Source organism: Sporosarcina trichiuri (genome assembly GCF_030406775.1).
Classification (GTDB): domain Bacteria; phylum Bacillota; class Bacilli; order Bacillales_A; family Planococcaceae; genus Sporosarcina; species Sporosarcina trichiuri.
Genome location: NZ_CP129119.1, coordinates 2,498,191 through 2,509,807 on the forward strand (window position 1 = coordinate 2,498,191; position 11,617 = coordinate 2,509,807).

The 11,617-nt window shown below is 54.5% G+C and carries 11 protein-coding genes; 10 read left to right on the forward strand and 1 reads right to left on the reverse strand.

Going from position 1 to position 11,617, the window contains the following annotated elements; genetic code table 11:
- Positions 1–27: 27 nt before the first annotated feature.
- From QWT68_RS12590 to QWT68_RS12630, 9 genes are all read left to right on the forward strand, one after another.
- Entirely contained in the window at positions 28–930 is a 903-nt protein-coding gene (locus QWT68_RS12590; RefSeq protein WP_290148579.1) for an oxamate carbamoyltransferase subunit AllH family protein, read from the forward strand.
- On the forward strand, positions 915–1,853 hold the full coding sequence (gene arcC / locus QWT68_RS12595) for a carbamate kinase (protein ID WP_040285370.1): 939 nt from the start codon (positions 915–917) through the stop codon (positions 1,851–1,853). Before QWT68_RS12590 ends, arcC begins: the two co-directional genes overlap by 16 nt.
- 119 nt (positions 1,854–1,972) lie before the next feature.
- The gene (locus tag QWT68_RS12600) at positions 1,973–4,594 is read left to right on the forward strand and encodes a sensor histidine kinase (protein WP_290148580.1); all 2,622 of its coding nucleotides are present in this window, start codon (positions 1,973–1,975) and stop codon (positions 4,592–4,594) included.
- Positions 4,595–4,597: 3 nt separating this feature from the next.
- Positions 4,598–5,314, forward strand: a complete 717-nt coding sequence (locus tag QWT68_RS12605) for a response regulator transcription factor (RefSeq protein WP_290148581.1) — start codon at positions 4,598–4,600, stop codon at positions 5,312–5,314.
- Between the two features lie 250 nt (positions 5,315–5,564).
- Positions 5,565–6,824, forward strand: a complete 1,260-nt coding sequence (locus QWT68_RS12610) for an MFS transporter (protein ID WP_040285373.1) — start codon at positions 5,565–5,567, stop codon at positions 6,822–6,824.
- A 115-nt stretch (positions 6,825–6,939) separates the two neighbouring features.
- Positions 6,940–7,665 (forward strand): 5-oxoprolinase subunit PxpB, encoded by a 726-nt coding sequence (pxpB, locus tag QWT68_RS12615; RefSeq protein WP_040285374.1) that lies wholly within the window; start codon positions 6,940–6,942, stop codon positions 7,663–7,665.
- Positions 7,638–8,636: a 5-oxoprolinase subunit C family protein gene (locus QWT68_RS12620; RefSeq protein WP_040285375.1), complete on the forward strand. Its 999-nt coding sequence runs from the start codon at positions 7,638–7,640 to the stop codon at positions 8,634–8,636. The genes pxpB and QWT68_RS12620 overlap by 28 nt, the downstream gene beginning before the upstream one ends.
- Positions 8,637–8,638: 2 nt before the next feature.
- Positions 8,639–9,403, forward strand: coding sequence for a LamB/YcsF family protein (locus QWT68_RS12625; protein WP_040285376.1), 765 nt, complete (start codon positions 8,639–8,641; stop codon positions 9,401–9,403).
- Positions 9,404–9,458: 55 nt separating this feature from the next.
- Entirely contained in the window at positions 9,459–10,172 is a 714-nt protein-coding gene (locus QWT68_RS12630) for a hypothetical protein (RefSeq protein WP_290148582.1), read from the forward strand.
- A 4-nt stretch (positions 10,173–10,176) separates the two neighbouring features.
- Here the strand turns inward: QWT68_RS12630 and QWT68_RS12635 are convergent, their stop codons facing one another.
- A complete protein-coding gene (locus QWT68_RS12635) occupies positions 10,177–10,455 on the reverse strand; it encodes a hypothetical protein (RefSeq protein ID WP_290148583.1) in 279 nt (92 codons plus the stop codon).
- Between the two features lie 87 nt (positions 10,456–10,542).
- On the opposite strand from QWT68_RS12635, the gene QWT68_RS12640 reads away from it, so the two are divergent.
- On the forward strand, positions 10,543–11,586 hold the full coding sequence (locus QWT68_RS12640) for a DmpA family aminopeptidase (RefSeq protein ID WP_290150487.1): 1,044 nt from the start codon (positions 10,543–10,545) through the stop codon (positions 11,584–11,586).
- Positions 11,587–11,617 lie beyond the last annotated feature (31 nt).

Genomic DNA, 11,617 nt, shown 5'->3' on the forward strand with positions numbered 1-11,617 from the left:
GACAGACCATCCGGAATAGGACCAGTCATGAGGGCAGAGGGATACGAGCAGCACATCCCTCTGCTGCTTTCTGAACAGCCTGAAGGGTGTGTCCACAGCGTCTTTCAGAACGGGGCTAATATCCGGATGGGGGAACGGCTGTTTTTCATCGGTACGGTGAAAAACGGCCAGCTTCCATTTGGTATCCATCTGCCGCAAGGTGAATTGCAGCAGCTCTTGGAAGGAATCGAACAGGGGGACCTGGCTGTCTGGGACCAGAGAGAACAGGCAGTCCTTATCGGCAGACCTGAAAATGCCGTGTCCCTCGGGGAAGCGATACCTTACCATTGGACGCTGCCCCGTCGGGAAGTATCGGTATCCGATCTGACAGACAACTTGGCACTGCTTGCGGCTGTTCTGCTGGAGACCCCGGTGAAAACAGGATTGGACGTCGAAATCGATGAATTTCTGGCGGCCTATCTGGAAGATCGGGCACCTTCAAGCTGGACAGAAACGCAAATACGGCATCTGATAGCTGCAGTCAATTCAGCAGACGAAACAGAAGTCGAAGAATTGCTTCGGTTTTTCCTGGGACGCGGACAGGGGCTGACGCCATCCGGCGATGATCACCTCGTCGGCCTGCTCGCAATCGATACGGCAGCCGGTCTGCTGTCGGATGGATTCAGGAGCGTGCTCCGCCGCCTGGTGACCCACGGAAAGCTGACGACCGATATCGGACGGGAGTATCTGCTCTATGCGCTGGATGGTCAGTTCAGTTCGACGGTTGTCCGGCCAGTTTCGGAATTGACAAGGAAGACAGAAATTTATAAGCTGAAACCGCTGCTCACTGAATTGCTCGAGATGGGGCACAGTTCAGGGGCGGATACGGTGTTCGGCATGTTACTCGGCTTATTAGCCTTAAGGAGGAGACAGGAATGGCAGAAAAAGTAGTGATCGCACTTGGAGGGAACGCAATCCTCCAGCCGAAGCAGGAAGCGACATATGAAAACCAGCGTGAGAACGTCCGCATCAGTACGGAAATCATTTCAAAGATTGTCAAGAACGGTCACACAGTCATCGTGACACACGGAAATGGACCGCAAGTCGGTAATATCCTCCGTCAGAACGAAGAGGCGAAAGACGTCGTTCCTGCATTGCCGCTGGATGTATGCAGTGCTGAATCCCAAGGGTTCATCGGCTACATGATGGAACAGACACTCAAGAACGAATTGACGAAACTCGGTGAGAACCGCCAAGTCGTCAGCATGCTGACACAGACGGAAGTCGACCGCAACGACGAAGCATTCAAGGACCCTTCGAAACCGATCGGTGTCTTCTATTCAGAAGAAGAAGCGAAACAGCTGGCGAAAGAAAAAGGCTGGGTCGTAAAAGAAGACGCAGGGCGCGGCTGGAGACGTGTGGTCGCATCACCGAATCCGAAATCCATCCTCAGCTCGGACACGATCAAGATGCTGACGGACAACGAAGTGATCGTCATCGCTTCCGGCGGCGGCGGAATTCCGGTCGTCCGTGAAGAAGACGGCAGCCTGACAGGAATCGAAGCGGTCATCGACAAAGACCGCAGTGCATTCCGTCTTGCGGAAGAAGCAAAAGCGGATGTCCTGATGATCTTGACGGACGTGGACAACGTATACGTCAATTATGGAAAACCGGACCAGAAAGCTTTGGGCTCCATCAAGCTGGATGAAGCGAAAAAGTATGCAGACGAAGGTCAATTCTCTGCAGGCAGCATGGGTCCTAAAATGGAAGCAGCTATGAAATTCGCTGAAATGGGCGGACGCGCGATCATCTGTTCACTCGGTCAAGCCGACTTGGCTGTCGAAGGAAAAGCAGGTACGCAAATCACGAAATAAGAGATTGAAAGGTATTGGCTGCCGTCACCGTACGGCGCCAATACCCTTTTGCTATTTTGCCAGGGTAATTGCGTGTTTACATAAGCGGCGGGACGTGAAGAGGAGAGGGGGGAGACCGGATGAAGAAGAGGCAGTCGCGTTCATTCAGAAAAGAACTTATTTATTCGTTTCTCACGATCGGGCTGGCATCCATCATATCGCTCGGTGTCTTCCAATATTTCCAGCTCTCTTCATTGATCCGCGACAACCAGGACAGCCAGATCAAAGTGACTGAGTTCCTGGAGGATAATATTGAAAGTTACATGGAGCAGCACGGCCGGGTCATCCAGACGATGTCCAGCGCTATCGCACCTGCCCTGGAAGAAGGGAATACGGGCAAGATTGAAGAGAATCTGAGGGATATCAAAGTGAACTATCCGGGGTTCGTCAATCTGTACGTAGGGGACAAAAACGGAAAGTCACTCGTTTTCTACCCTTCGGTCTATACGGACGGAGCGAAACGGGAGCACTTGGATTTCAGCGACAGGTCCTATTATAAGGAGCTGCTGGAAACCAATGAACAGGTCGTCTCCCACGTGTTTCACGGTCGTGGCGGAACGGACACACTGCTCGTCGCCATCGTGTCTCCGATATTCAACTCTGCAGGCAAGATGCAGGGGTATATATTGGGCGCGATCGATCTGAACGCACTGGAGAAGTATGTCTCCAACCGGATTTCCGGGGAAGCGAGCTATGCGGTGCTGCTGGATCAGGCCAACAATGTCATTGTCCATCCAGACGTTGACACCAAAACGGAAATGGTCAATTTGACGAACTCGGAAATTATCAAGAGCATCAACCGGAATGCGGACAGCCCAGTTAAGAGTCTGACCATCAAAGAAGAAGGCCATGATAAGGAATTCATCACTTATGCGAAGACGCCCGAACTCGGATGGACGGTCTGGATCGCCAATCCGTCGACCCACATTACCAAGCCGCTGCGGGAAGCGGCCGGTACGATTCTTTGGTTCATCCCACTGACGGCCCTGTTCGTCGTACTGGCGAGCCTGTTCCTGACAGCGCGGCTGGAGCGGACGATCCGCAACCTGCTGGATACGATCCGGCGTTATTCCGCAAGCTATAAGACGAACCAGCCTGTGCAGGTCGCCGAGCGGATTGAAGGACCCCAAGAGATGACCGACCTTCTGACTCATTTCAACGATATGCTGTTCGAAATCGAAGAGAACCGCGAAGAATTGATCACCCTGAACACCGAGCTGGAAGGACGCGTCCAGGAACGGACAGCCAAGCTCGAAAGCCGGAATGCGGAACTGCAGGCCGTCAGTCAGCTCATCACACCAGTCTCTTCCAAGATGGACCTGCCCCATTTCATCCAATTGTGCCTGGAGAATATCGCACCGACCGTGCCGTTCTCCCTGCACATCTGGTTCCGTGAGCTGGCGGTCACCCGTGATGAGATTTACGAAGAGATCAGTCTTCAGCAATATTTGGAAGGTTATGTACAGGGGACAAACCACCACATGGAACCGATCATCCTGGACGGCATGCCGAACGGGTACCTGATCATCGACCTGCAGGAAGGTCAGATGATCGGCCAGAAAGAGCAGTCGTTCCTGCAGACGTTTTCCCGATCGCTTGCAATCATGCTGCAGAACAAATTACTGTTCGAGCGGTACCGCAACAAGCATGCGGAACTCGACGCCGTGCTCGAGAGCATGTCGGAAGGCATCATGCTGCTGAACAATAACAGCCAAGTGGACTACGTGAACGAGTTCTTCCTGAATGTCATCGACGGGGAACGGGCAGCTGTCCCGCTGACCACTCTGGCCGATGTCTTCCGGCGCATCAATGAACTGTTTGAAATCACTGCGGATGAACTGACCGCATTCTTCGACGACCAAAACAGTGAACTGAAACTCGAGTACAAGACAAAATCCGGCAATACCGATTTCTATATGCTCCATAAGTTCTCGGTCGTTTCGGATGATAAGAAGATCGGGGAAGGGCTCCTCATCCGGGACATTACGAAAGAAGAAGAGATCGATACGTTGAAGAACAATCTGATCTCCCTGACCTCCCACGAGTTCAAGACGCCGATCACCAATATCCGCGGAAGTGTGGAAACCCTTCTGCGTGAAGACGTCGAATGGGAGCCGGACTTCCAGTATGAACTTCTTGAAGGAGTGCATGAAGATATTGAACGTATCCAGCATCTTGTCGATGACTGGATGGATATTTCGAAAATAGAATCAGGCTCCATGTATATCGAACGGAATATGATCCGTGCCGACCATGTCATCGAGAAATCGATTGAGCTTGTGCCGATCGCCTTGAAGGAAGACGCCGTTCTGGAATTCCACAACAGGGCGGAGGATTATCTGTTCTTCTACGCGGACAAAACGCGTGTCCAGCAGGTGCTTGTCAATCTGTTCACGAACGCACTGCGGTATAATGACAGTGATCATAAACGCATCGATGTCACACTTGAGAAAAAAGGCGATTATCTGACGATCGCCGTTTCCGACAACGGGATCGGCATTTCGGAAGAGCATCTTCAGAAGATCTTCAACCGCTTCTACCAGGTCGATGTCACAGCCACCCGCCGTTCTGGCGGTACAGGTCTCGGCCTGTCGATCTGTGAAGGGATCATGGAGGCGCATGAAGGGAAGATCGAAGTGGAGAGTACACCGGGCGAAGGCAGTACGTTTATACTTTACTTTCCGTTAAGAGAGGGGTCGTAAGGGATGAAACAGAAAATATGCGTAGTGGATGATGAGGCGAAGATCCTGCGGTTCATCTCTGCGAACTTGCGGTCGGTCGGCTATGACGTCGTCACCGCTGATTCAGGGGAGGAACTTCTGGAAAAGTACGATCTGATTTCGCCGGACCTGATTCTTTTGGATATCATGATGCCGGGGAAGGATGGCTTCTACGTCCTCGAAGAGCTGCGCAAGTTTTCCCATACCCCGATCATCATGCTGACGGCGCGCAGCAATCCGAAAGATAAGGTGAACGGCCTGAATCTCGGGGCGGATGATTACCTGACGAAACCGTTCTCGCTGGATGAGCTGTTCGCCCGCGTGAATGCTGTCCTGCGAAGGAGCCAGCCGGCACTGTCAGACGGTTCAGCCGGTGCATCGTCCGTCATCAAAACAGGTTCACTCCAAGTGGATGTGGGAAGCAAGCGGATCTGGATCGACGAAGAAGAGCTGAAACTGACCCAGACCGAGTTCTCCCTGCTTGAGATCCTGGCATTGAATCTGGATAAGGTCGTCCAGCATGAGACGCTTCTGTCCGACGTGTGGGGACCTCAGTACCGAGACGACGTAGAGTACCTTCGTGTCGGCATCGCACGGATCCGGCGGAAGATCAAAGAACGGCTCAAGCAGCCGGAGGAGTATATCATCACGTATCCCGGGCTCGGCTACATGCTGAAGAGTGTCTCGCCCTCCCAAAACTGACAGCCGGACAATCCGCGGTATATAATTTGTCCGTACTATACATGAATGCTCAGTCAGCGGGAAGGATAACAGCAGGTATCGGCACAGTCCTGGCAGATCAGACAAATTTGTTCACGAAATTTAATGTTTTGGCAAGGTTGCCTGAATCGATTTTATTCGTCTGCAATGCAAACTGCCGTATGATACCAATGTAAGGTAAATGATCATTTTACTGAAGGTACACAATAGAAAAAAAGAGGAGGAACTCTCGATGGCTAAGCAAGTACACGAAACCGGCGAGAAAAAAGAACTGATTCCCTATTGGATGAAAGCCGTTTTCGTATTCTTCTTGGGATGGGTTGCGATATACGGAACCCGTGCTATTTTGAACCCTGTCATGGATAACATTCAGGAAGAGTTCAGTCTGTCTGCCGGACAACTCGGAATGATCAGCTCTATATTCTTCATCGGTTATGCAGGTCTTAACATCCCATCCGGTATTTTAGGTGACAAGATCGGTAAAAAGAAAGTATTGGTCCCAGGAATTATCCTTTTCGGTCTCTTTGCAGCAATCGCCGGAACAATGCCGAACTTTGTGCTGTTCGTCTTAATGTGGCTGATGGTTGGTGTGTTCCAAGGATTCTACTATGGTCCTCAGTACGGACTGTCTTCTGAAGCGATTCCGCCGAAGCACCTGACAGTCGGTTCTGCAATCATCAACAGCGGTATGGCCTTCGGTCTTTCTGCAGGTTACTTCCTTTCAAGTTATACGCTTGAAGCAGGTATGAGCTGGAGAGCACCATTCTACATCGTAGCAATCCCGGTTGTTATTATCGGTCTGCTGATGTGGTGGCTCGTAAAAGAGAACCCGTATGGAAAAGAGAAAAAAGCAGTTCTCGACAAGCAGGACAAGCTCAAGATGAGCACCTTGTTCAAGAACCGCAACTTGGTCATGTCATATATCACGATTTTCTGTGCAATCTACGGTTTCTTCGTAGTTGTGACATGGATGCCGTACTACTTGCAGCACGCCCGCGGAATCGAAGGAAGCGCAGTTGCGACAGTTTCTTCACTCGTCCCTTGGGCTGCCATCCCGGGCTCGATCTTCTTCAGCTGGGTCGCTGACCGTCTCGGAAAGCGCCGTCCCGTCTTGCTCGTCATGCTGCCGTTGTCCCTGATCGCTCTTGTATCGATCGTGGCATTCGATAACATGTACGTTCTGTATGCGGCATTGATCGGGTATGGGATTTTCGGTAAGATCAGTACGAACCCAGTACTCGTTGCAGTCGTTGCGGATAACGCTCCGAAAAATGCATACTCGACATCATTCGGTGTCTATAACTTCATCGGAATGTGCGGATCCATCCTGGCTCCTTACATCACCGGGTTCCTGACAGATATTACAGGAAGCCTGGACATGGGCTTCTACTTTGCAGCATTCCTTCTGGTCATCGGAACGATTTCCGCTTCCCTGATCAGAGAAGACAACCGTCCGAACGTCGAAGGCGAGAACGCTGTCGCCGGAGGCTGATCCAAGTGAACCGTCCCTTTCAAAGGGGCGGTTTTTCCATATCATGAAAGGGCCGCCCGTTCTCTTGAGGGGCGGCTTTTTGTATACTTGAGGAAAGAAACTGAGGAGGTGCCCGATGGAATGTACAATCCACCCGCTCGGCGACCAGGCTGTGATCTGCAGGCTGGGGGATGCCGATGCGGACGACACCGAATTGAAGATACGCAGCGTGACCGCGGCGCTTACCGACCGGCCGCCTGTATGGCTGACGGAGTACGTCTCTTCCTACACGTCAGTCACAGTCTACTACGATATCCGGAATTGCCCGGCCGGCAAATCTCCTTACGATCATGTCAGCCAGCAGCTGGCGACACTCATCGGGTCACTTGACCCTGCAACGCAGATACCGCGCAGGACGGTCAGGCTGCCTGTGCTGTATGGCGGCATGGAAGGCCCGGACCTCCTGTATGTTGCGTCTATCGCCGGTATGACTCCAGACGAGGTCGTCCGGCAGCATGCAGCCGGGCGCTATATTGTCCGGATGATCGGATTTTCACCAGGGTTTCCATTCCTGTCAGGGCTTCCTGCCGCGCTGTCCATGCCGAGGAAGCAAACACCCCGTCTCAGTATTCCGGAACGCTCTGTAGGCATTGCCGGCAGGCAGACAGGTGTCTATCCGATCAGTACACCGGGCGGCTGGCAGCTGATCGGCAGGACACCGGTCGACCTGTTCATGCCGGACCGGGAGCCGCCCAGTTTGCTGGAGCCGGGAGATCTGCTGGAATTCTGCCCGATCACACAGCAGCAGTATGATGAAATAAGGGAGGAAACATCATGCTTGAACTACTCCGGGCCGGACTGATGGACACGGTGCAGGATGCCGGACGGACCGGCTGGCAGCAGTACGGTATCACGCCTGGCGGCACGATGGACCGGCTTTCGATGCGCACTGCCAATCTTCTGGTCGGCAACAGCGGGAGTGAAGCGGTTCTTGAGATGACGCTGACCGGGCCGGTTATCTATTTCCGGCAGGCGACTCTGATTGCGCTGTGCGGGGGGGAATTTCATCCAGAGATCGATGGGGCGCCTGTGCCTCTCTGGCGGCCTGTCTATGCCAGGGAGGGGAGTATCCTGACCACCGGGTCGGCGGCACAGGGCAGCCGACTTGTGATGGCCCTGCCCGGCGGCATCGATGTCCCCGAAGTGCTCGGCAGCCGGTCTACGTTCCTGCGAGCAGGAATCGGCGGAATGGAGGGACGGGCACTACGGAAAGGGGATGTACTAATGCCAGGCCGGATAACCGTTCCTCGGCCGCAGCAGAAAAATAGCTTCGCGCAGCCATTCCGGACAGCCAGCTGGTCGGTATCCGGCTGGCTGCGTCCTGTACTTGGTCCGGAGATCACCATCCGCTGGCTCCGCGGCAGGCACTACCAGCTGTTCGGCAGCAGCAGCCTGAATAACTTCCGCCGGACAGCCTATACGGCAGGCTCACAGTCGGACCGGATGGGATACCGGCTGCAGGGGGCTGCGCTGCAGCTGAAGAAGTCACAGGAACTGACATCGGAATCGGTGACGTTCGGTACCGTCCAAGTGCCGCCGGACGGGCAGCCGATCATTCTGATGGCGGATCGGCAGACAACGGGCGGCTACCCGGAAATCGCGCAGATCATTACGGCGGATCTGCCATCGCTTGCACAAGCGCGGCCGGGGACCCGCATCCGGTTTGAGGAAGTCTCCCTTGCAGAGGCGCACCGTCTGCTGCAGAAACAGGAGCAGGCGCTGGCTGAGTTTCAGACAGCCGTCCGCCTGAAACTCCAGGAAGGGATTGAATAACAGTGAAAATCGATTTGAACTGCGATCTCGGTGAAGGTTTCGGTGCCTATTCAATAGGAAGAGACGCGGAAATGATGAACTACATAACATCTGCGAACATTGCCTGCGGCTTCCATGCAGGGGATCCCTCTGTGATGCGGAAGGCCGTGGAGCTTGCCCAAACGCATGGAACGGCAGTCGGTGCCCATCCCGGATTTCCGGATCTCCAGGGCTTCGGCAGACGGAACATGTCCTGCACGGAACAGGAAATCTATGACTTCATGGTGTACCAGATCGGTGCGCTGCAAGGGTTCCTGCAGGCTGCAGGGCTGCCTCTCCATCATGTCAAACCGCACGGAGCCCTGTATAACATGGCTGCAGGGGACCGCCAGTTGGCGGAAGCGGTCTGCCGGGCGGTGGCAGACACTGCCCCGCGTGCAGTGCTGTACGGTCTGGCGGAGAGCGAACTGATCCGGGCAGGACAGGACGCCGGACTGCAGACGGCGAGTGAAGTGTTCGCCGACAGGACCTATGAAGCGGATCTCACCCTGACACCGAGGAGCCGGCCCGGTGCTGTCATCCTGGATTACGGCGTCCTGCTGGAACAGGCGCTCCTCCTGGTGAAAGAGGGGAAGGTGCGGACGGCTGCCGGCAGTATTGCTTCCGTTCGGGCCGACACGATCTGCCTGCATGGCGATAATGAGCTTGCGCTGGAATTCGCAAGACGGCTGTCGGAAGACCTTCCAAAATACGGCATTACGATTCAGCAGTTCCAAGCAGGCCGATGAGCGGTTTCTGTAACGAGTAAGTGAAAGAAGGGAAATCATTTGGTATAGTGGTGGCATGACAAACCTTACAGCGAACCAAATCAGCCAATTACAGAGCAATGGAGTGTATAGCGAAAGACCCGTCCATCCGCTGTTCACGATGGCGGACCTGCTGGCAGGAGAGCGGACGGAAGCCATCCTGCACGCAGTCCAGACCATCAGCGGCAGCCCGAACAAGACAGTGGCGGCTTCCTATCTCATGCGCCGGTACGGCATGTTCACCGGCATGCAGCTGGTGCAGTACGTCCTGTATGACGAGTTCTGGAATGGCCGGCCGGATGAGTTCCGATTCGGTGCAGCGGACGAGTACGGCAACCGGACCGTCAGCACCTACCCGGCCATCAGCGGCTGGGTTGAAGCAGATCCGGAACAGCCCCGGGCGGCCGTCCGCAAACTGCTGGAGGAGATCGATCAGGTCATCGGCAGCCTGCGGAAGGGGGCACCGATCTCTGCAAATGTCCTGTGGGAGAATGTCTTCGGTTTCTGGCTGTGGCATTTCCATGTCATGCTGGACGATCCATCTTCCGAAGAGCAGGCCCGCACAGTTTTGGAACTGGTCAAGTCGGACGACGTTTGGGCAGGCATCCACGACGTCTCCAGGTTCCGTCTCTATTTAAATGGAAGGGATCCGTCACAATTGCTGAATACGACTGTCCGGACCACTTGCTGTCTGTCGAAAGATGTCCCTGGCCTCATGCAGTGCGGCTTCTGTCCGCTGAAGAAAGGGTAGGCCCTTATTTGGAGCGGTAGGCGAGGATCGTCTGCTGCAGGGAATACAGGGTCCCCATGGCAGCCCCGCTATAGAAGAATCCCATGAAAATACCGGCAGATAGGTTTTTCGGATGACTGATGACGATGGAAAGAAATAGTGCGACACCTGTCGCCACTGTGGACAAGGCGGCCGGTTTGACGCGGAACAGCCATTTCGCCGCCAGTACGGCCGCGAACGTTACAGGGACTGCCCAGACAGCATCCCAGATATTCGTATGGATTGTCGGAAACTCAGACAGCATAGAGAATCATCCTTTTCTGTTCAGTATGTGGCAGCTCTGCAGAACGTAAACCTGAAAGGAGTGGAGGAATTGCCGGTACAGGAACCGATGAAAATAAGGGAACGCGGAGTGGACATAGGCAGATTGCCCATTGGACAGAAAAATTGCATCACCGATGTGGAAGGTGTGAAAGTCGGACATGTGACCCTGGACGGACCGCTGTCCGACGGCGGCTGGACAGCAACCGGTGTCACGGCCATCCTGCCTCATCCGGGCAATCTGTTCCGGGAGAAACTGGCGGCAGCAAGTTATGTTATCAACGGGTTCGGGAAGACGACAGGACTCGTCCAGCTTGATGAATTGGGACAGCTGGAATCACCGATCATGCTGACGAATACATTCAGCGTCCCGGCTGTCACGGAAGGAACACTGCGCTGGATGCTCAAGAGAACACCGGAGATCGGGGATACGACAGGGACACTCAACATCGTGACCGGGGAGTGCAATGACGGCCGTCTGAATAGCATCCGTGCCCTGGCTGTGAGACCGGAGCATGCCCTGCAGGCAATCCGTTCGGCTTCCGACGCTGCATGTCCGGAGGGGGCGGTCGGGGCCGGAAAAGGGATGATCTGCTTCGGATACAAAGGGGGGATCGGCTCCTCATCGCGCCTGATTGCATTTGAAGAAGGCAAAGCTTATACGATCGGATGTCTCGTGCTGAGCAATTTCGGCCAGCGGGAAGACTTTGCTGCTGGCCGCTATATACAGCAGGGTGCCGATTACACCTCTGACGCACCGGAACCGGCGGACGGATCCATCATGATCGTGCTGGCGACAGATGCACCGCTCGACAGCAGGCAGTTAAAGCGGGTTGCCAAACGTGCCGGCGTCGGACTTGCAAGAACAGGCAGCCATTACAGCAATGGAAGCGGGGATATCGTGATCGCCTTTTCCACCGCCCGCAAGATTCCCCATGAGTCGGAAGCGCGGACGGAATTGGCGGAAAGTATACGGGACAGCCATCCTGTCATGAACCTCCTGTTTCAAGCGGCGGCCGAAGTGACGGAAGAAGCCATCCTGAACTCTCTCAGCCAGGCAGTGGCGACCAAAGGCCGCAACGGGCTCACCGTCGGACCGATGCCGTTCCGGTGACTGTTCCATGTGAAACAAGCTGTCCGTATGC

Coding starts and splice junctions, on each gene's coding strand:
- QWT68_RS12620 (WP_040285375.1), top strand. CDS start 7,638: ATGCTTGAACTACTCCGGGCCGGACTGATGGACACGGTGCAGGATGCC.
- QWT68_RS12605 (WP_290148581.1), top strand. CDS start 4,598: ATGAAACAGAAAATATGCGTAGTGGATGATGAGGCGAAGATCCTGCGG.
- QWT68_RS12590 (WP_290148579.1), top strand. CDS start 28: ATGAGGGCAGAGGGATACGAGCAGCACATCCCTCTGCTGCTTTCTGAA.
- pxpB (WP_040285374.1), top strand. CDS start 6,940: ATGGAATGTACAATCCACCCGCTCGGCGACCAGGCTGTGATCTGCAGG.
- QWT68_RS12635 (WP_290148583.1), bottom strand. CDS start 10,455: ATGCTGTCTGAGTTTCCGACAATCCATACGAATATCTGGGATGCTGTC.
- QWT68_RS12630 (WP_290148582.1), top strand. CDS start 9,459: ATGACAAACCTTACAGCGAACCAAATCAGCCAATTACAGAGCAATGGA.
- QWT68_RS12610 (WP_040285373.1), top strand. CDS start 5,565: ATGGCTAAGCAAGTACACGAAACCGGCGAGAAAAAAGAACTGATTCCC.
- QWT68_RS12600 (WP_290148580.1), top strand. CDS start 1,973: ATGAAGAAGAGGCAGTCGCGTTCATTCAGAAAAGAACTTATTTATTCG.
- QWT68_RS12640 (WP_290150487.1), top strand. CDS start 10,543: ATGAAAATAAGGGAACGCGGAGTGGACATAGGCAGATTGCCCATTGGA.
- arcC (WP_040285370.1), top strand. CDS start 915: ATGGCAGAAAAAGTAGTGATCGCACTTGGAGGGAACGCAATCCTCCAG.